This is a genomic window from Nocardia sp. NPDC023852 (genome assembly GCF_040639505.1).
Taxonomy (GTDB): Bacteria; Actinomycetota; Actinomycetes; order Mycobacteriales; family Mycobacteriaceae; genus Nocardia.
Genome location: NZ_JBFAAB010000004.1, coordinates 175,616 through 195,969, shown reverse-complemented (window position 1 = coordinate 195,969; position 20,354 = coordinate 175,616). Strand labels below are relative to the sequence as shown.

The following is a 20,354-nucleotide window of genomic DNA, read 5'->3' as shown; positions in this document are numbered from 1 at the left end:
TCGACAGCATGGATTCCGGCTACGAAGCGGCGGCCTCGCGCACTACTCCCAGGCGCGAATCCGGACGCCGGAGGTCAGGAGAATGAAAGCTCTTCTGGTTCTTCGGCATACGCCCGCGCGACCTCATCGACCAGACGCAGGGCCCTGCGACTCCACTCCAGCCCAGCACCGGCCAAACCACAGACGGGACTGACCGCGACCCGTTCCGCCAGCGTCCTGCGGCCGAAGCCGAGCCGATCGACCAGCCGGACGCCCGGCTCGGCGACGTCGCGCCACGTGACCGAGGTGGCCGGTGCGACGGTCGGGACGACGCCGAGCACCAGCTGCTTTCCCGCTTCCAGGATTTCACCGATCTCGTCGAGCTCGCGGGTACCGATCATGGCCAGGTCGAAGCCGACCGCGGCGGCGGCGCTGCGCCGCAGCAGAGCCAACGCGGGCAGCTCGGCGCAGCTGTGTACCAGCACCGGCGCCGGTTGGCCGGTGATCACCGAGTCCAGGACGGCGAGCGCCTCGGGCTCGGGCAGGGCGCGCACGGTGTTCAGTACGCTCACACCGCGCAGCGAGCCGTCCAGCACCGCGGTCAGCGACGGTTCGTCCAATTGCAGCACGACCTGCGCGCCGAGCCGTTTGCGCACCTCGGCGACATGCTGGGCCAGCCCCTCGACCAGGGATTCCGAAAGGTCGCGTACCGCACCGGAATCGGTGAGCACACGATGCCCTCCGGGCAACTCCACCTGCGCGGCCAAGGTCAGCGGCCCCGCCACCTGCACCTTGATCACCTGGCCACGGCCGGACAGACCGGCGCTCTCCCACGCTTCTTCGAGCGCGTCCAAGTCCGCGCGCAGCAGATCGTGGGCGCGCCGCGAGACCGCTCCCGGGCGGGGAGCTAGCCGGTAGCCCCTGGTCGTGGTGTCGAAACGCAGGTCGACCAGGAGTGCCGAGACACGGCCGATCAGGTCCGCGCCCGCACCACGATTCGGCAGCTCCACCAGGTGTGGCAGGTCGCCGAGTTCGCCGACGATCGTCGCGGCGGCCTCGCGCGGATCGACACCGGGCCAGGAACCGACCCCGGTCGCGATTCCGCCGCGGATGCGCGCGGGCTCGGTCACCACGTCCGTCTCGCCGTTGTGTGCCACGTCATCCGTACCGGTCTCGAACACCGTCACTCCCGTCCGTTCGATCCTCCGTTGCCGGATCCCACCAGCATCGAGCACGCGGGCGTACCGGCGATTCCGTTCCTCATCCCGCGCGGCGGTCGCCCGGCCCGCCTCACCGCGCCGCTTCTGACCCCGCATCGTTCGTGACGGCCTCGCGCGCGGTGCCCGCGATGGTTCCGCTGCCGATCACCTCGTCACCCTGTGGATCCGGACGGTAGAGCACCACAGCCTGGCCGCGCGCGACGCCGGTCAGCGGCTCGCGCAGTCGCACCACCAGCCCGTCGCCCACCGCTTCGGCGACCGCGGGTGCGGTGCCGCCGTGTGCGCGAACCTGCGCGACACATTCGATCGGCCCGTCCGGCGCGGTATCCGAGGTCCAGATCGCGCGATCCGCCTCGACCACCAACACCCGCAGGTCCTCGGCCGAACCGACACGGACCGTACCGGAGTCGGGATCGATGGCGGTCACATATCGGGGCTTGCCGTCGGCGGCGGGACCCGGCAACCCGAGGCCCTTGCGCTGGCCGATGGTGAACCCGTGCACTCCCTCGTGCCTCGCCAGTTCCTGACCGGCGGCGTCGACGACCGCACCGGGCCGGATACCGATCTTCGCGCCGAGGAAGGCGCGGGTGTCGCCGGAGGGAATGAAGCAGATATCGTGGCTGTCCGGCTTGTTCGCGACGGCGAGCCCGCGCTCGGCGGCCTCTTCGCGAATGCGCGGCTTGGGGGTGTCTCCCACCGGGAACATCGCACGGGAAAGCTGCTGCGCGGTCAGCACCGCGAGCACGTAGGACTGGTCCTTGTCCGCGTCGACGGCGCGGCGCAGCACGCCATCCTCGAGCCGCGCGTAGTGACCGGTGACCACCGCGTCGAAGCCGAGCGCGACCGCGCGATCCGCCAGCGCGGAGAACTTGATCTTCTCGTTGCAACGCAGGCACGGGTTGGGCGTCTCGCCTGCCGCGTAGGCGGCGACGAAATCGTCGATGACGTCTTCCTTGAAGCGGTCGGCGAAATCCCAGACATAGAAAGGGATTCCGAGCACGTCGGCGGCACGCCTGGCGTCACCGGCGTCCTCCTTCGAGCAGCAGCCGCGCGACCCGGTGCGCAGCGTACCCGGTGTGGCGGACAGCGCCAGATGTACACCGACCACCTCGTGACCGGCGTCGACGGCACGTGCCGCCGCCACGGCTGAATCCACACCACCGCTCATCGCGGCGAGTACCCGCATCAAACACCTCCCTTCGCACCGGCCAGGCCCGCAGCCCTGGCCCGCTCCACTACCTGCGGCAGCACTTCCAATAACGCGTCCACGTCGGCACGGGTAGAGGTGTGCCCCAACGAGAATCGCAGTGATCCGCGCGCCTGCCACGGTTCGATACCCATGGCGATGAGCACGTGGCTCGGCGTGGCGACCCCAGCGGTGCACGCCGAACCGGTCGAGCACTCGATGCCCGCCGCGTCCAGCAGCATCAGCAGCGAATCGCCTTCGCAGCCCGGGAACGTGAAATGCGCGTTGCCGGGCAGGCGCCGGTCGCCGATCGGTCCGTTGAGCACCGGGTCCGGCACTGTCGTGTGGATGCCCTCGATCATGGTGTCTCGCAACACGGTCAATTCAGCTGTGCGCGCGGGCAATTCGATCCTGGTCTGGTGCAACGCGGTGGCGAGTCCGACGGCGGCCGCCGTGTCCGCGGTACCGGACCGCAGATCGCGCTCGTGCCCGCCACCGTGTAGCAGCGGCACACACGGCACCTGTCTGCCGAGCAGCAGCACGCCGACACCGTGCGGACCACCGACCTTGTGTCCGGCGAAGCTCGCCGCGGAAAGACCACCGGCGCCGAAATCGATCGGCAGCTGCGCCGCGGCCTGCACCGCATCGCTGTGCATCGGCACGCCGAATTCCTGTGCCACAGCGGCTAGTTCACCGATCGGCTGAATGGTGCCGACCTCGTTGTTCGCCCACATGACGGTGACAAGCGCGACGTCACCCGGGTCCTCGGCCAGCGCGGCGCGCAGCGCGCCTGGCGCGACCACGCCCTCGGCGTCCACCGGCAGCCACGTCACCTCGGCGCCCTCGTGCTGCTGCAGCCACTCCACCGCGTCGAGCACCGCATGGTGCTCGACCGAGCCGACGATGATCCGGTTCCTGCGCGGCTCGGCGTCGCGGCGCGCCCAGAAGATGCCCTTGACCGCCAGATTGTCGCTCTCGGTGCCGCCGGAGGTGAACACGACCTCCGAGGGACGGGCGCCCAAGTCAGCGGCGATCGACTCGCGCGCCTCCTCCAGCAACCGTCGAGCGGCGCGCCCGGATCCGTGCAGCGAGGACGCGTTGCCCGCCATGCTCATGGCAGCCGTCATCGCCTCGATGGCGGCAGGCAGCATCGGTGTGGTCGCCGCATGATCGAGGTAGACCGTCTGGGGCGCCGCACCGTTGACCGGACCCGAAAAAGCCGACTTCATGACCAACAAAGCCTATCCCAGCGTTGACCTGCACATCTTGTGGGTGCCCCGCTGCTGTCTACGATGTATCTACGATCCGCAACCCGCTGACGGCCTTCAGGTATTCCCGGAGCACGCGCCGCTGAACGCTGGATCCGCCGCGTGATCGGGTACGTGCGCATGAGACGATCTTCGGCTCATACCATGGGGCGATGCGACCCACCGTGCACGAGTGTGACGTCGCGGCTGTGTGGGATATCGCGCGACCGTCGCGGCCCAGCCGGGTGGCCGGTGTCAGCATGGCTGGGTTCAGTGATCGGAGCGCGGGCCCCGTCGATGGGCTGGTGGTCCCGCACCCGGCCTTCACAGTGGTTCTACAGTTCGGTGACGGCTCACTCGTCGTAGACGACGCGACCGGGTGGCAGCAACGGGGAAGTCTCGTCGCCGGGCTCGGGCTCGGCGCGGTTCGTATGCGAAGCGAGAACATCGAGTGCCTGGAGGTGCGCGTGTCTCCGGTGGTCGCGCACGCCGTGCTGGGTGTCTCCCCCGCGGAGCTGGACTGCGCCGTGGTCGCCGTCGAGGACCTGTGGGGCCCGGATACCGCACGGATCCGCCAGCAGCTCGGTGATGCTCTCTCGTGGGGAGACCGTTTCGCGTTGACAGACGCATTGTTCGCCCGCCGGCACGAGACGGGACCACCTGTGGACCCAGAGGTGGCCTGGGTGTGGGACCGGATCATCGTCAGCGGCGGCAGTGTCCGGGTCGAGGATCTGGCAGTCGAGCTCGGTTGGAGCCGCAAGCGTCTGTGGTCGCGGTTCCGGTCGCAGATCGGTGTGCCACCCAAACGCGCTGCGAAGCTGGTCCGCTTCGACCATGCCGCGCGCCGCTTGGCCACGGGCGAAAGTGCGGCCCGGGTCGCGGCTGAGGGTGGTTACGTCGACCAGTCGCACTTCCACCGAGACGTCATGGCGTTTACCGGAACGACTCCGGCGAGACTGGCCAGTGATCCGGGGCTGGCCGAATACGACATCGCGTGGGCGAGTCACGGAACATTCGTACAAGACCGGCGGCCGTGATGCACGTGAGGATGGGGTCATGCGCAGCCACTGCCACATCGAGGTGCGCGCCGTTGTCGGGTGGTTTTTCACCCAAGGCGCCACCGTGGCATCTACCCCCACGACCCTCGCGTTCCTCCTTCGGCTGTGGTGGCCGCATGAGATCTGCATGCAGAACACGCGAGATAGGAGTATGTGACATGGATCTGCGCGGCGCGAAGGTGCTGTTGACAGGAGCGACCGGTGGGATCGGGCAGGCGCTGGCGCTGGCGCTGGCCGCCCGCGGCGGCGACATGGTCCTTTCCGGGCGACGTACGGATATGCTCGAGCCGCTGGCCGAGAAGCTGGGCGGCCGGGCCGTACCTGCTGACCTGACCGACCGGGCAGGGATCGAGGAACTTCTGAACACGATCGGCGACATCGACGTGCTCGTCGCGAACGCCGCACTGCCGGCGACGGGCCTGCTGGCCGACTATTCCATCGACGAAATCGACCGTGCGCTCGACGTCAATCTCCGCGCGCCTATCGTGATGGCGAAGCTGGCGGGGCAACGCATGGCAGCCCGGCGCCGCGGGCACCTGGCCTTCATATCCTCGCTGTCCGGAAAGACCGCTTCCGGGCAGGCATCCCTCTACAACGCCACCAAGTTCGGCATGCGCGGATTCGCCCTCGCGCTGCGCGAGGACATGCGGCCCCACCAGGTCGGTGTCTCGACAGTGTTCCCCGGCTACATCAGGGGCGCAGGCATGTTCGCGGACTCCGGCGCGACGCTGCCCCGCGGGATCGGTACCCGCTCGCCGCAGGACGTGGCCCGCGCAACCGTACGAGCCATCGAAAACAACCTCGCCGAGGTGGACGTGGCACCGCTCAGCCTGCGCCTGGTCGCCTTGGTCGGCGGCGCCGCCCCCAGCCTGGCCGCCTCCGTCCAACGCCGCATCGGCGGCGACAAGATCACCGAACAGCTCGCAGAAGGCCAGCGCTACAAGCGCTGACACCATCGCTCGGACTTCTGCTCGAGTCCACCCTGCTGCACCGGTAGGCGGCGAACTCGATGAGCGTCAAGGAGTACGGGGCCCTCACCGCACCAGCTACGCCGTGCAGGGTTGCTCCGTCATCGATACGTGGCTGACCAGTTCCGATGAAGAATTTTGATGATGTCGATCGGCGCGCTGACCAAGCGAGTTCGGCTTCCGGCAGCGTCGCCGGCTACGTGAATAGGCGTACGAAATTTGCGCTGGGCTGCGTCGGTCGTCGTAGCCGATCGCGCCTCCGAGCGGGCGCGTACGCCTCCGCGGATGCCGTACTGTCACGGCATGGATCTGACGGCGGTGTCGCGGCAGCTGTCTGCCTGGTTCTCACGTCAGCCCGCCTGGGTCTCAGATGTTTTGCTGGCGCTGTTCGTCACCGCGATCCAGGTTCAGAGTGCCGCGATCCCGGTGCCGCTCGAGCCGGTCCCGAGGCCGGTGTCGGCGTTCGGATATGCCCTCTTGATCGTGAGTGGTGTGGCCATCGTCGCCCGCCGCCGGCGGCCGGTCCTGGTGTTCACGATCACCGCGTCGGCCAGTCTGATCTATTTCGGTCTCGACTTCCCCGACCGGCTTTCCTATCTTGGACTCTTCGTCGCCCTGTACACACTGGCCGCCTACGGCGACGGGCGCCGATCGCTGCTGATCGCCGGTGTCGGCACCGCGGTCCTTGCCGTCGGCTGGCTGATCGCCGCGGCGGATATCGAGCCGCTCGTGGCCATCGGCTGGGTGTTCTTCCGAATCGGCGCGTCGGTGATCAGCACGACACTCGGCGAGTCGGTCCGATCCCGCCGGGTCATCGCCATCGATGCGCAAGAGCGCGCAGAACTGGCGGAACGGTCCCGTGACGGGGAGGCCAGGGCTCGGGTCGACGCCGAACGGCTGCGGATCGCCCGCGAAGTCCACGACACCGTCGCCCACGCGATCGCCATCATCAACGTGCAGTCCGGTGTCACCGCACACGTGCTCGACAAGCGACCGGAACAGGCCCGCGAAGCATTGCACACCATCGAGCAAACCAGTTCGCGAGCACTGCGCGAGATGCGTGCCATCCTCGGTGTCCTGCGCGACGGCGATGAGCGCGAACCCTACCCAGGTGGCGGCCAGATCGATGAACTCATCACCAAGGCTCGCGATGCCGGCCTCGACATCTGTTTCGAGCAGACCTCGCCGGTGACACCGGTACCGAGCGCGATAGGCAGCGCCGCGTACCGCATCCTGCAGGAATCGATCACCAACGTGATCCGCCACGTCGGCACGACCCGGGTGACGGTGGCGCTCGACCACAGTATCGATGCCCTGCTGATACGGGTGGTCGACGAGGGCCGCCGCGACCCCACGCACGCTCCGGCTGGCACCGGCAGCTCCCCCCCATCCGGCCACGGGATCGTCGGAATGCGCGAACGTTGTCAACTGCTCGGCGGTGACCTCGACGCGAAGGCGCGTCCCGAGGGTGGGTTCGAGGTCATTGCCCGTTTGCCCCTCCTTCCGGTGGGATCGCGCTGGTGAACTCCCCACTGCCGATCAAGGTGCTGCTCGCCGACGATGAACGTCTGGTCCGTTCCGGCTTCAAAGTTCTGCTCGACCTGGAAGACGACATCACGGTGGTCGGTGAAGCCACCAATGGCGCAGAAGCTGTCGAACTTGCCCGCGCCACCCGCCCCGATGTTGTCCTCATGGACATCCGCATGCCACGGCTGGATGGGATACGCGCCACCGGCCAGATCGCAGAGGCACACGGATTGGAGCAGGTCAAGGTCCTAATCCTCACCACCTACGACACCGACGAGAACGTCTTCGAGGCATTACAGGCGGGCGCGAGCGGATTCCTGCTCAAGGACGCGGGCCCGGCAGAACTCTTGCACGCGATCCGAGTGATCGCCGCCGGTGACGCGCTGCTCGCACCCCGGATCACGCGCCGTCTCATCAGTCAATTCACCGCGCAGCGCAGGGCTGCCAAGTCCGCCGAGGATCGGCTCGCAGTACTGACCGATCGTGAACGCGAGGTAGTCGCACTGGTAGGGCAGGGGATGAGCAACGGCGAGATCGGTGCCGCGTTGTTCCTCAGTCCGGCCACCGCACGCACGCATGTCAGCCGCGCGATGGTGAAACTGGGTGCACGCGACCGTGCGCAGCTGGTCGTGATCGCCTACCAGACCGGGCTGTGCGATATCACCCCATAGCGTTGAGCGGTTCATCCGTTCCAGCGGAATCGACAACTGTGAGCACGATGTACTGCGCTCGATGAATAGGAATCGTTCATCCGGGCAGGCGACGGTCGCTCGGACGCGTGCTCGGCTACGACGACCGACGCAGCCGAGCAGGATTGTCGTACGCGTATTCACGTAGACGGTGTCATCCGTCGGCGGAAGCGAAACACGCCTGGCCGCCGGAACAATCGACGGCGTGATCATGGATTCCGACCCGGAAGCATTTTCGTACACCCGACATCACCGTGCCGGATCCACACCATCGGCGATCGTGCCGGACCGCATATTTCCGGAAGCGCACCGACGGTTGCCCTGCGAGGGGCGCCGGTAATCCGCCGGAACCCAGCGGTCGACAAAGAGCGCTACGACGAGCCCGGAGGGCACATTATGCGAGGAAAAGTTCCATTTCGAATGCGGATCCTGGCCGCACTGACGCCCGAGGTGGACTGGGATTCGATCACCCCGGATCAGGTCATCGAAATCCGCGAAGCACAGGATCGCACGCGCCGGTCCGTGCTGGGCGGGCTCATCACCGGCAGGCCCGATCGTGGCGCACGAATCGCTACATACGCACTCGATCTCCCTGGGCGTCGGCTGAATGTCCGCGTGTACCGGCCCGAGCGGGGAGGTTCGGCGCTGCCGCTGATCGTCGCGTTCCACGGCGGCGGATTCATCACCGGCGTCCCTGACCAGGACGACTGGCTCCTCAGTCACCTGGCGGCCAACTGTCCGGCCGTTGTCGCCTCGGTCGACTATCGGCTGGCGCCCGAGCACCCCGTGCCCGCACCCGTCGAGGATGCCTACGATGCCGTACCCCGCCTCGCCGAGCAGGCCGCTGAGTGGGGGGCTGATGCCACGCGGATCGCCCTGCTCGGTGCCAGCGCGGGAGCCTCGCTCGCGGCTCTCACCGCGATCAGGGCAGCTCGACTCGGACTACCGGTGCACACCCAGGTACTGATCAATCCGCAGCTCGACTGGACCGACCGCACGTTTCGATACCCCTCGTTCACCGAGAACGCGGACAGTCCGACCGCCTCACCGGCCAATTGCCGCGCGGTGCAGCGCATCGCGCTCCCCGAATCCTTCGACGCCCGTGCGATTTCACCATTGCAGAGCGAAAATATCGCGGGGCTCGCTCCGACCCTCATCCAAGCCGCGGGTCTCGACCCGCTGGAAGATCAGGCTCCGGCCTATGCCGACCGCCTGCGACAGGCGGGAGTCGAAGTGACGCTGACGCGATACCCGGAAGCGACGCACGCTTTCCTGAGCATGCCGGGATTGGTCCCCGCGGCCCGGCCCGCACGCGCCGAGATACTCGCCCACCTGCGCAGCCATCTGCTGAAGCGCTCGGGGGCATCGGCGCGATGACCACTATTGATCTTGCCGAGGCGAGGGAGCAGTCCCCACCATCATCGGATGCCCACTTCGCGGCGGGACCGAGCATGGCAGGGCTACTGCGCCCACACCTAGGGGGTTTCGCCGCCGTGGTGATCCTGCAGGTCGTCGGCGCTGTCGCGGGGTTGGCGCCGCTGCTGGCAGTTGTCGCGTTGGGTCGAGCTCTGTTGTCGCCCAACCCGATCGATCACGGTCATGTCTGGATCGTGGTGATCGCGGGTGCGGTCGGCTTGTTCGTCCGACTCCTGTTCACGGCCGCGTCCTCCGGAATCGGGCATCTTCTCGACGGCCAGGTGCAACTGTCGTTTCGTCGGCAACTCACCGCGCGGCTGGGGCGGGTACCGATCGGGTGGTTCTCCCGGCGCCGAACCGGTGAGCTGGCGAAGGTAGTGGGCGAGGATGTGAGTGCCGTGCACCCGTTCATCGCCCACGCTCCAGGCGAACTCGTCTCCGCATTCGTCGTGCCGCTGGTGTCGCTGAGCTACTTGTTCACCGTCGACTGGCGGCTCACGTTGATCACGCTGATACCGGTGGTGCTGGCTGTGGCGCTGGTCCCGCTCATGATGACCCCGACCCGGTTGCGTGAGCAGGAGGAGTTCGACGGGGCCATGGGCCGGATCGCGAGTTCGGTCGTCGAGTTCGTGCAGGGTATCTCGGTGGTCAAGGCGTTCGGCGGATCCGGGCGCGCGCACCGCAAATTCCTCACGGCCGTAGACGAGTTCGTCAGCAGCTTTTACCGGATGGTGCGCGGTCTCGCCGGGATCGCCGCGGGGATGCAACTGGCGCTGTCGCCGCCGTTCGTGCTGCTGGTCGTGCTGATCGGCGGTTCGGCTCTGATCACGACCGGTTCCATGGCCCCGGCCGACCTGCTGCCGTTCCTGCTGCTCGGATTGGGTCTGACCGCTCCAGTAGCGGCCCTCGGCCACGGATTCGACGATCTGCAGGCCGCCCGGCGCGCGGTCGGCCGGGTCCGGGACGTGCTAGCCGTGCCGTCGCTCCCGGAGCCTGCGCACCCGGTCGCACCACGGGGGCACCGAGTGGAACTGCATGACGTCCGATTCGGTTACGACGCTGATCACGAGGTGCTGCGCGGGATCGACCTGGTGCTCGAGCAGGGAACGACCACCGCGATCGTCGGGCCGTCGGGAAGCGGGAAGTCCACACTGGTTCAGCTGTTGCCGCGGTTCTTCGACCCTACCCACGGTTCGATCGTCCTGGGCGGAGTCGATCTGCGGGAGCTCGGCAGCAGTGAGCTCTACCGGATGGTCTCCTTCGTCTTCCAGGATGTTCGCCTGCTACGCGCGTCCGTCGCGGACAATATCGCGCTGGCGGTACCGCAAGCCGACCTCGACGACGTGGTTCGCGCCGCCCGGCTGGCCGATATTCATGATCGAATTCTCGAGCTGCCGCGCGGATACGAGACGATGCTCGGCGCCGACGCCGGACTATCAGGCGGTGAGGCACAACGGATCTCGCTCGCCCGCGCACTGCTCGCCGCCACGCCCGTTCTGGTGCTCGACGAGGCGACCTCCTTCGCTGACCCGCAGACCGAACAGGCGGTGCGCCGGGCCCTGGGGACGCTGGGGGGCGATCGGACGATTCTGGTCATCGCCCATCGCTGGGAAACGGTCGCCGACGCCGACACCGTCGTGATGCTGGAGAACGGGGCAATCGTCGAGCGCGGTAGGCCCGCCGAGCTGCTGGCACAGAACGGAAAGTTCGCCGCGTTCTGGCAATCGCACCGAACGGCGATCGCCGACGAAATCGGTGACGTACTTCGAGGAGACGAGTCCCGATGATTCGAATGCTGCTGCGCGTGCTGGGACACGAGTACGCCCAGCCGGTGCGTCGCACCGTGGCCCTGATGACGGCGACCGCGATAGTCGAAGGATTGTCCTACGCACTGCTGGTTCCAGTGCTGCGGGCTCTGTTCGGGAGCACACCCGCAGATGCGCGGCCTTGGCTGGTCGCATTCGGGACCGCCGTTGCGGTCTACGCGGTGCTGCGCTACATCAGCGATCTGTCCGGTTTCCGTGTCGGCACGACGCTGTTGCGGGGTATGTATCACCGACTCGGCGATCATCTTGCCCGATTACCCCTCGGCTGGCACAGCGCCGGTCGCGTTGGGGAGGTGTCCGTCCTGGCCAGCCGCGGCGTACTGGAGGCAATGAGCGTGATCGCGCATCTGCTTGCACCGTTCATCTCCGCCGCGGTGACTCCACTGACGATCGTTGTCGTGATGCTTGCCTTCAATTGGCACATGGGGCTGGCCGCGTTGGCTGCCGCACCGATCGTCGCGGCTATCCAGATCTGGGCGGGACGCTCGATGGCCGCCAGCGATGCGGAGAGTGCCGAACGAGGCCACGAGGCCACCGGGCGAGTCATCGAGTATCTCCAGGCCCAGCCGGTGCTGCGCGCAGGGCGTCGGACTGTTGAACGCTTCCGGTTGCTCGACGACTCGCTGCGTGAACTCCAGCGCGCGTCCCGCCGTTCGACGCTGTCGGCGCTGCCCGGCGTATTGGGCTTGACGCTTACGGTGCAGACGATGTTCACCGTGTTGTTGATCCTGGGCACCTATCTCGCGCTCGGCGAGAAGGTCGGTGCGGCAGAGATTTTGGCGATCCTGGTGCTGGCCGCCCGCTGCGCCGACCCGCTGCTGTCGCTGGCGGATATGAGTGGCAACCTGCGCGGCGCACGTTCCGAGCTGACGAGACTGGACACGGTGTTGAGCACCGAGCCGCTGCCGGAGGCCCTGGAACCGATACAGCCGGTACATCGCGACCTGGAGTTCGAGTCCGTAGCCTTCCGGCAGGACGGCCGCACGGTGATCGACAACCTGTCATTGTCCGTGCCGGCGGGGCAGCGGCTTGCCGTGGTCGGACCGTCGGGTGCGGGTAAGAGCACACTGCTTCAGCTGCTCGCGCGGTTCTACGACGTGGACGAGGGCGTGGTGCGCGTTGGGGGTGTGGACGTGCGCGCGATCAGCACCGAGGTGTTGATGGCGCAGATCGCCATCGTCTTCCAGAAGGTCTATCTCTTCGACGGCACCATCGAGGAAAACATTCTTCTCGGCCGTCCCGACGCCAGCGAAGCCGAAGTACGGGCGGCAGCGACCGCGGCGCAGTTGGACGAAGTGATCGACCGATTGCCCGGCGGATGGGCGACGAACGTCGGCGAGGGCGGCGCACTCCTGTCCGGTGGTGAGCGCCAGCGCGTCTCGATCGCGCGAGCACTCTTGAAAAATGCTCCCATCGTGCTGCTGGACGAGGTGACTTCCGCACTGGACCCGGTGAACGAGGCGGCCATCCACGAGGGTGTCGAGCACCTGATGGCGGGCCGGACGGTAGTGATGGTGGCGCACCGGATGCGGACCATCCGACGCGCCGACCGCGTCGTCTTCCTGGACGGCGGCCGGATCGTGGAGGAAGGCAGCCATGACGAGCTGCTGCGCCACGGCGGCCGCTACGCCGATTTCTGGGAAGTGTCCATGACACCGGGAAACCGGTAGCCAGGAACAGCGACCAGCTTTGGTTACCTATTGAATGTACCGTTAGACAACGGTACGCTGGCGGACGTATTGGATTCCTCCGGCGCGTGAGTGGAACAGATATCGGGCCGGACTACCGGCTGGTCACCGACCGGACGACGTTATCGAGTGAGGAAGTTCCCGATGAACCCAGACACGCACCATCACGGACGTACCCGGCGAGCGGTCGCACGCGTTGCGGTCACCTCCGCGCTTGCCCTGATGCCGATCACCGCCCTCGCGGTGCCGGCGCTCGCCGACGCGGTGGTGCTCGAGCCTGCCGATCAGATCGAGTTGGTCCATGATCGTCCTGGCAACGGTGGGCACGGGCACGACAACTGGAACCGCAGGCGCAACGACGACTGGAACCGCGGACGCAACGACTGGAATCGCGGACGCAACGACAACTGGAACCGCGGACGCAACGACGACTGGAACGGCAACGGCAACTGGAATCGGGGCGGCAACGGGTGGAATGGGTTGTTCCCCCTGCCGTTCAGCGGAAGCGCGTTCTGAGCGGCTGCCGGGATCACCCGACGATGCGCACCGGCATCCGATCTCGACTTCTACAGCTCCGAAGAGCAGCGGTTCACGAGGACGCGATCGTCTGAGCTTCCGCAGCTGGCCCACTGCCCACGACTTCGATCGGATTCTGCCGCTCGCTCAGGCTTTGGGCTCGGCCGTATAGCGTGCTGAACCGGCTGGCCGATTTGTCGGCCAGCCGGTTGCGTTTGTGTTGCCGGAGTTCCGACGACCGCGCAGCGTAGGGCGAAGACGCGGCCTCCGCCCCTTCGGTGCATCCGCCGCGACCGACGGATCCTGAACTCGGGTGTTCGCCGCCTCGATCCACACTGCGGCGTCCAGCGCGTCGTGCCGCGACCGCTCGGTGCCGCGCACGGCGGCCTCGCAGCGGCGGGCGAGGTGGCGCCGATCCGTGCCCGGTGACTGCGTGGGTTCGAGCACCACTTCGGCGATCATCCCGCGCGAACGCAACACCCGGCGCGCGGACGAGACGAAGGTATCGACGCCGACGAACCCGGGCACCGTGCACGGCGCGCCATGCCGGTCCAGATATCGCAACCGCACCGGTTGCACCGGTGTTCCGGTATCCACCGCCGCCTGGAACAACGCGGGCCGCATGGTTCCGTAGGCACGGCCGCACCACGTGGTGCCTTCGGGGAACACGCCGATCCGTTCACCGGCGGCCAGCCGCGCGCCGATCGCGGCCACCACGTCGGGGAGTGCCCGCAGGCGTTCGCGCTCGATCGGGACCACTCGCATCAGCTTCGCGAGCCCGCCGAGCAACGGCCAGTCCACCATGTCCGCGCGCGCCACGAACCCGAGCGGCTGCACCGACGCCAGTGCGACAATGTCGGTCCAGCTGATGTGTCCTGTAACGACCAGAACACCGCGGCCGGGCACGCCGAAGCGTCCCCGCGCAAGTGTGGCGCCACCCTCGTCGTCGACGCCGTGCTCGTCCACGGCCCGGTTGTCGACAATCCGCAATCGCATACCGAGGCAGCCCAGCAGCATGCGCGCGTATCGGCGCTGCAGCAGTTCGCGCTTGCCGTGCGGAGTCACGAGGTGCGCGGCCGGGAAGCTGACCAGCAGTCCGACGACTCCGACCAGCCTCGCGGCCATCCTGCGGATGCCGACCTGGTCGATCGGCTCGATGCAGCCGGGCCCGCAGGGGCTCGACGGCATCCACGCGTGTGCGGCGGCCTGCGCGGGCAGAGCGTCGAAGACCACAGTCCTCACCGTGCTCCGTCGAAGGTGGCGGCGGCGTCGCGTAACCGGTTGAGGTAGCGGGTATTGATGGTGTCCAGGCCGAGCAGTGCGACGAAGTCGGCGACCGCGAAATCGGGATCATGCGCGGGTTCACCACAGATCTCGGCGCCGAGGCGTAGGTAGCCACGCACCAGTGGAGGCAGCTTCGGGCGCGACGGCGGTTCCAGTTCGTCCAGAGTCTTGCCGTCGACGATCACAGGGCGAATAGGGCGCACCCGTCGCTCCGGGTCGGAAGCGTGTCTGCCGAGCAGCATGTCGCGCACGCCGCGCACGTTCACGCCGGGCGGTTCGGTCGGGGTGTCCTGCATCGGCACCGACACGCAGCCCATCACCCAGTCGTAGCCGGTGAGCTGGATGTAGTGCAGGATGCCCGCCCACATGAGCGTCAGCACCGAACCGTTGCGGTGGTCGGGCACCACACACGCGCGGCCCATCTCCACGATCCGCATGCCCACCGGATCCAGCTGGGCGAGATCGAATTCCGTCGCCGTGTAGTAGCCACCCGCGGCCGCCACCTTGTCCGGCGGCAGCATCCGGTAACAGCCGACGAACTCGCCACTGGCGTCGTCACGGACGAGCAGGTGATCGCAGTGCTCGTCGAATCGGTCGGCATCGAGTCCGGTGCCGGTGTCCGGGATCCGGAAGCCCGGCTCGTTGGCGAACACGCCGTAACGCAGGCACTGCGCGGCCACGCGGTGCCCGGCGTCGGAGGAGACCACCAGCGAATAGCGCGACCGTTCCTCGCCGGAGTCCGTCGGTCGAGCCGGGGCTGTCAACACGGACGAAATAGTCATATCGATGATGAAGCCAGCTCGACACTGCGCGGGAGCAACCTCGAAGTGTCGCGGCGATGCCGCTTCGGTGAACGAGACGGCGGTCACACCAAGCGTTCACCGAGCGGTTCCACCGTGTTCGCCCATCCGAAAGCGTCTGTGCCACCAGGAATTCGCGCTTGCCTTCCGACACAACCCACACCGGCCCCACCCCGCTTCCGAACGAAGCGAGTCCGAACATACCCCTTCGCGACCCGACTCACGCCCGAGACCGCCACCTCCGCGACGAACTCACCAGCGGCCGTCACACACGACACGAGCTACAGAAGGACCGCGAACGCTCAGCGCGAAGAGCGAACAACCAACAGCGCCTTTGCCTCCCACCGCAACGACACCGGCCCCACCTCCACTTCCGAGCGAAGCGAGACCGAGCATTGCCCGTTCGCGGCCCGCGAGCCATGAGGGGGCCGCGAACACGCCGCGCCCGCGCGGCCGAAAACACAGCCGATCACGCCGCACGCTGCTCCCGAGCTCGTACCTTCGTCGGGGTCTTCTCCTCCTCTGCGAAGCCAGGGCGCCCGGTACCGATGAACGCGACCAACCACGAGGCGACCGCGGCGAAGCGGTTGCGGAAGCCGACCAGGTAGAGCAGGTGCACCGCGAGCCACATGAACCAGGCGATCACGCCGCGGAAGGTGATGTGCTCGTTGAGTTTCACCACCGCGCTGAACCGGCTGATCACCGCCATGCTGCCCTTGTCCCAGTACTTGAACGCGGTGCCGGGCTGCTTCTTGCGACGGATGATGTCGGCGGCGTGCCTACCCTCTTGCATGGCCACTGGCGACTGGCCGGGGTAACCGTTGAGCGAGGTCATGTCGCCGATGGCGTAGATGTCGGCGTAACCACCGACGGTGAGGTCCTGGTTGATCAGCAGCCGTCCAGCCCGGTCGGTCTCGACGCCGGTGGCCTCGGCCAAGATCTTCGCGAATCCGCCCGCCTGCACACCCGCCGACCAGACCACGGTCTCGGCCGCGATGCCCTGCTCGACGCCGTCGACGGCCTTGACGGTGACTTTGCCCTGCTCGATGTCGGTGACGAAGGTGCCGAGCAGCACGTCGACACCGCTGCGGGTCAACGACTTTTTCGCGTACTCCGACAGCCCTCCGCCGAATGGTGGCAGCACCTCACCCGCACCTTCCACGAGAGTGACCGAAACCTCCTGGTGGTAATGCCGTTTCGCCAGTTCTTTCAGCTGGCCCGCCACCTCGACGCCGGTTGCGCCCGCGCCGACCACGACGAAGCTCCGCAGCCTGCGGCTTGTCTGCTCGTCGGCGTTCGCGGCCTCGGCGAAGACCCGTTCGATCTGCGTGCGCAGCCGTCGCGCGTCATCGATCGTCTTGAGCGAGAAGGTCTTCTCGGCGAAATCGTCGCGGCCGAAGTAGGACTGGCTGGCTCCTGTGGCCGCGATCAGCGAGCCATACCGGATCCGGTGCCGGCCGCCCTCGTTCTCGTAGGTGACGACGGCCTTGTCGGGGTCGATGGCGACCACCCTGCCGAGGCGCACATCGGCCTCGCGGTGGCGACGCAGGATGCCCGCGATCGGCGGTGCGATCTCCTCCGATGCCAGCACACCGGTCGCTACCTGGTACAACAGCGGTTGGAACAGATGCTCGGGCGTGCTGGAGATCAGCACATAGCCCACCCCCGACTTGGCAAGCTGTTTAGCGGCGGCAAGCCCACCGAACCCCGATCCGACAATGACAACACCCGCGGTTTCGATCCCCGCGTCCACGTACTCCATGACAGCCTCCTTCTCTCATTACGAACCGTCATCCGAGGGGAAGATATTTCAGGTGTTAGGGCGCATACTACAGATGACTCTTATCTCGATTCCTAATCAATAGGAGGTGCTGTGGAACTTCGGCAGCTCACCTACTTCGTGGCGGTGTGCGAGGAGCTCAGCTTCAGTGGCGCCGCCGCACGGTGCTTTATCTCACAGTCGGCGATCAGCCATCAGATCTCCCGGCTCGAACGCGACCTCGGCGTGCAGCTGTTCGAGCGCTCCACCCGGTCGGTCGTGCCCACCGACGCCACCGCACGGCTACTTCCCCTCGCGAAACAGATGCTGAGCCTGGAGTCGGCGATCCGCGCCGCGGTGCGCACGGTGGGTCCGCGAATCCGGCTCGCCGCGAACATGTCCTTCGCCACCCGCTCGCTGTCGGCGATCGCGGGCGCCCGCGCGGCGCATCCGGAAGCGGAGATCGAGTTCGTGATCAAACCGTTCCGCCAGCGCATCACCGCGGTCGCCGACGGGGACTGCGATCTCGCGCTGATCCGCGGCCGCGTCGACCAGCCGGGCCTCGTGGTGGAACAACTCTGGGTCGAGGATCTGGTGATCGCCACCTCCAGCGCCCACCCGCTGGCCCTTGAAGACGTGGTGACACTGGCGGATCTGAGCTCGTATCCGCTGCTGTTGCCGCCGGAGCAGGAACAAGTGTTGCTGCACACCGTGATTCGTAACGCGTTCGCCGAGCTGCCCACCGGCCCCACCTTCGGACCACCGATTCCGCCGGACCACACCGCGACACTGGAGCTGATCAATCGGCCCGACGCGTGGACAGTCCTTTACGCGGAGAGCACGACCGAGGGACTGGTGGTGCTACAGCTGGCCGAACCCAAGCTGCGCATCCCGGTGTCGGCGGTGCTGCGCGCCGACGCCCGGCGCTCACCGATCCTGACCACGCTGCTCAACTCGATGCACCGCACCTGAGGATGATCTGTCGTTGCGGCACGCTGATAGCCGCGAAGAACAGCAGCGGGAGGGCTTCCCGTCCGAGTTCTTCCAGCCGATCATCCTGCGAATGACGGTGGCCCCGACCGGAAACGGTCGGGGCCACCGTCATTGCTCGGCGCGAGGGGCCTCAGCCCTTGTGTGCCTTGACCGCTTCGGTCAGCTGCGGGGCGACCTTGAACAAGTCGCCCACGATGCCGTAGTCCGCGATCTCGAAGATCGGGGCCTCTTCGTCCTTGTTGACCGCGACGATGGTCTTCGAGGTCTGCATACCCGCGCGGTGCTGGATCGCGCCGGAGATGCCGAGGGCGATGTAGAGCTGCGGCGAGACGGTCTTACCGGTCTGGCCGACCTGGAACTGGCCAGGGTAGTAGCCCGAGTCGACGGCGGCACGCGAGGCACCGACGGCGGCGCCGAGCGAGTCGGCCAGCGCCTCGACAACGGCGAAGTTGTCGGCGGAACCGACGCCACGGCCACCGGAAACCACGACGGCGGCCTCGGTGAGTTCCGGACGGTCACCGGCGACGACCGGCTCGCGCGAGGTCACCTTGACGACGCCCTCTTCCTGTGCGGGCACCTCGACGGTCACTTTCTCACCCGCGCCCGCCTGCGCCGACGCCTCGACGGCGCCCGGGCGGACAGAAATTACCGGCACGTCGCCGGTGGCCTTGGCTTCGACGGTGAACGCGCCACCGAAGATGGAGTGGACCGCGCTGCCGTCCGACTTCACGTCGATGACGTCGATCAGCAGGCCGGAGCCGATGCGGGCAGCCAGGCGACCCGACACCTCCTTGCCCTCGGCGGTGGCGGCGACGATGACCGCGGCCGGGGAGGCCGACTCGGTCAGCCCGGCCAGCACGTCGACCTTCGGGGTCACCAGGAAGTTCTCCACATCGTCGGACTCGGCGATGTAGATCTTCTCGGCGCCCGCGGCGGCCAGCGCGTCGGCCAGCTTCTCGCCGGTGCCCGCCGCGCCGAGCACGACGGCGGCCGGCTCGCCGAGAGCGCGGGCGGCGGTGAGCAGTTCGGTGCTGACTTTCTTGATCGCACCGTCGGCGTGCTCGACGAGCACAAGTACTTCTGCCATTTGTGTTCTCTCCTAAGAAGTCTCAGATCTGGAGGACGAAACGAGCGACAATCGCGAAGCGGCTCGCCCCGCCCGACCGGGTGCGGTGTCCCGCACTAGCACTGCCGAGATCAGATGATCTTCTGGCCGATCAGGTACTGGGCGACCTTGGTGCCGCCGTCACCCTCGTCCGCCACCTTCTCGCCCGCGGTGCGCGGCGGCTTCGGGGTGGCGGCGGTGACGGCGGTGCCGGCGTTCGCGACACCCACGGTCGACGGGTCGACGCCGAGGTCGGCCAACGTGAAGGTCTGCACTTCCTTTTTCTTCGCGGCCATGATGCCCTTGAAGGACGGGAAGCGCGGCTCGTTGATCTTCTCGGTGACGCTCACGATCGCAGGGAGGGTGGCCTCCAGCTTGAACACGCCGTCGTCGGTTTCGCGCTCGCCGGTGACCTTGTCGCCGTTGACAGTCAGCTTGCGCAGGTGCGTCAGCTGCGGCAGCCCGAGGTACTCGGCGATGATCGCGGGCACGGCGCCCGCGCGGCCGTCGGTCGCCTCGTTGCCCGCGATGACCAGCTCGACACCCTCGACCTGGCCGAGCGCGCTGGCCAGCACCCAGGCGGTCTGCACGGCGTCGGAGCCGTGGATGGCTGGGTCGTTGATGTGGATAGCCTTGTCGGCACCCATGGACAGCGCCTTGCGGATGGCCTCGGTGGCGCGATTGGGGCCGGCGGCCAGCACGGTGACCTCGCCGCCCTGAGCCTCCTTGATCAGCAGCGCCTCTTCGACGGCGCGCTCGTTGATCTCGTCGAGCACGGCGTCGGCGGCTTCGCGATCGAGGGTGAAGTCACCGTCGGTCAGCTTGCGCTCGGACCAGGTGTCGGGAACCTGCTTGATGAGTACGACGATGTTCGGCATCGGTCTTCGTCGACCTCCTGTTCTAGGTACACGTATGTGGTGGTCGCACGAGCATGGCCGTACGTCCGTCTGAGTGGCTCAGGCCGTGACATTACCCTACGTTAAGTTACTCACGGGTAACTTAGTGGTTTCTCTCTCACAACCCCAAACCGGCGCAGGCGAGGCAGCCGCATAGACGACCCCGCCGGACGAAGTCCGCCCATTGCCCGCGCCGG

17 protein-coding genes are annotated in these 20,354 nt (G+C 67.3%); 9 read left to right on the top strand and 8 right to left on the bottom strand.

The window, feature by feature from the left end; all coding sequences use genetic code 11:
• Positions 1-74: 74 nt before the first annotated feature.
• From AB0H00_RS10315 to AB0H00_RS10305, 3 genes are all read right to left on the bottom strand, one after another.
• Positions 75-1,109 carry a methionine synthase gene (locus tag AB0H00_RS10315; protein WP_357264374.1) on the bottom strand — a complete coding sequence of 345 codons (1,035 nt, stop codon included), beginning with the start codon at positions 1,107-1,109 and terminating at the stop codon, positions 75-77.
• A gap of 160 nt (positions 1,110-1,269) precedes the next feature.
• A complete protein-coding gene (gene mnmA / locus AB0H00_RS10310; RefSeq protein WP_357263948.1) occupies positions 1,270-2,385 on the bottom strand; it encodes a tRNA 2-thiouridine(34) synthase MnmA in 1,116 nt (371 codons plus the stop codon).
• Positions 2,385-3,614 (bottom strand): cysteine desulfurase family protein, encoded by a 1,230-nt coding sequence (locus AB0H00_RS10305; RefSeq protein ID WP_357263945.1) that lies wholly within the window; start codon positions 3,612-3,614, stop codon positions 2,385-2,387. Before AB0H00_RS10305 ends, mnmA begins: the two co-directional genes overlap by 1 nt.
• Positions 3,615-3,805: 191 nt before the next feature.
• Between AB0H00_RS10305 and AB0H00_RS10300 the strand changes: the two genes are divergently transcribed.
• From AB0H00_RS10300 to AB0H00_RS10265, 8 genes are all read left to right on the top strand, one after another.
• Positions 3,806-4,669, top strand: coding sequence for a helix-turn-helix domain-containing protein (locus AB0H00_RS10300; protein WP_357263942.1), 864 nt, complete (start codon positions 3,806-3,808; stop codon positions 4,667-4,669).
• Positions 4,670-4,848: 179 nt separating this feature from the next.
• Complete coding sequence (locus AB0H00_RS10295) at positions 4,849-5,640, top strand: SDR family NAD(P)-dependent oxidoreductase (protein ID WP_357263939.1); 792 nt, start codon at positions 4,849-4,851, stop codon at positions 5,638-5,640.
• Between the two features lie 321 nt (positions 5,641-5,961).
• Positions 5,962-7,182 (top strand): sensor histidine kinase, encoded by a 1,221-nt coding sequence (locus AB0H00_RS10290; RefSeq protein ID WP_357263936.1) that lies wholly within the window; start codon positions 5,962-5,964, stop codon positions 7,180-7,182.
• The gene (locus AB0H00_RS10285; RefSeq protein ID WP_357263933.1) at positions 7,179-7,856 is read left to right on the top strand and encodes a response regulator transcription factor; all 678 of its coding nucleotides are present in this window, start codon (positions 7,179-7,181) and stop codon (positions 7,854-7,856) included. Before AB0H00_RS10290 ends, AB0H00_RS10285 begins: the two co-directional genes overlap by 4 nt.
• A 438-nt stretch (positions 7,857-8,294) precedes the next feature.
• Entirely contained in the window at positions 8,295-9,251 is a 957-nt protein-coding gene (locus tag AB0H00_RS10280; RefSeq protein WP_357263930.1) for an alpha/beta hydrolase, read from the top strand.
• Entirely contained in the window at positions 9,248-11,077 is a 1,830-nt protein-coding gene (locus tag AB0H00_RS10275) for an ABC transporter ATP-binding protein (RefSeq protein ID WP_357263927.1), read from the top strand. The genes AB0H00_RS10280 and AB0H00_RS10275 overlap by 4 nt, the downstream gene beginning before the upstream one ends.
• The gene (locus tag AB0H00_RS10270; RefSeq protein ID WP_357263924.1) at positions 11,074-12,786 is read left to right on the top strand and encodes an ABC transporter ATP-binding protein; all 1,713 of its coding nucleotides are present in this window, start codon (positions 11,074-11,076) and stop codon (positions 12,784-12,786) included. Before AB0H00_RS10275 ends, AB0H00_RS10270 begins: the two co-directional genes overlap by 4 nt.
• 162 nt (positions 12,787-12,948) lie before the next feature.
• Entirely contained in the window at positions 12,949-13,320 is a 372-nt protein-coding gene (locus tag AB0H00_RS10265; RefSeq protein WP_357263921.1) for a hypothetical protein, read from the top strand.
• Between the two features lie 147 nt (positions 13,321-13,467).
• Here the strand turns inward: AB0H00_RS10265 and AB0H00_RS10260 are convergent, their stop codons facing one another.
• From AB0H00_RS10260 to AB0H00_RS10250, 3 genes are all read right to left on the bottom strand, one after another.
• Positions 13,468-14,562 carry a lysophospholipid acyltransferase family protein gene (locus tag AB0H00_RS10260; protein ID WP_357263918.1) on the bottom strand — a complete coding sequence of 365 codons (1,095 nt, stop codon included), beginning with the start codon at positions 14,560-14,562 and terminating at the stop codon, positions 13,468-13,470.
• A complete protein-coding gene (locus AB0H00_RS10255; RefSeq protein WP_357263915.1) occupies positions 14,559-15,386 on the bottom strand; it encodes a GNAT family N-acyltransferase in 828 nt (275 codons plus the stop codon). Before AB0H00_RS10255 ends, AB0H00_RS10260 begins: the two co-directional genes overlap by 4 nt.
• Positions 15,387-15,873: 487 nt before the next feature.
• Positions 15,874-17,166 (bottom strand): NAD(P)/FAD-dependent oxidoreductase, encoded by a 1,293-nt coding sequence (locus tag AB0H00_RS10250; protein ID WP_357263912.1) that lies wholly within the window; start codon positions 17,164-17,166, stop codon positions 15,874-15,876.
• A gap of 111 nt (positions 17,167-17,277) precedes the next feature.
• Between AB0H00_RS10250 and AB0H00_RS10245 the strand changes: the two genes are divergently transcribed.
• A complete protein-coding gene (locus AB0H00_RS10245; RefSeq protein WP_357263909.1) occupies positions 17,278-18,135 on the top strand; it encodes a LysR family transcriptional regulator in 858 nt (285 codons plus the stop codon).
• A 151-nt stretch (positions 18,136-18,286) separates the two neighbouring features.
• Here AB0H00_RS10245 and AB0H00_RS10240 read toward each other — a convergent pair whose 3' ends face one another.
• Together AB0H00_RS10240 and AB0H00_RS10235 are read right to left on the bottom strand one after the other, a co-directional pair.
• The gene (locus AB0H00_RS10240; protein ID WP_357263906.1) at positions 18,287-19,243 is read right to left on the bottom strand and encodes an electron transfer flavoprotein subunit alpha/FixB family protein; all 957 of its coding nucleotides are present in this window, start codon (positions 19,241-19,243) and stop codon (positions 18,287-18,289) included.
• A 110-nt stretch (positions 19,244-19,353) separates the two neighbouring features.
• Positions 19,354-20,139 (bottom strand): electron transfer flavoprotein subunit beta/FixA family protein, encoded by a 786-nt coding sequence (locus tag AB0H00_RS10235; protein WP_357263903.1) that lies wholly within the window; start codon positions 20,137-20,139, stop codon positions 19,354-19,356.
• Positions 20,140-20,354: the final 215 nt, after the last annotated feature.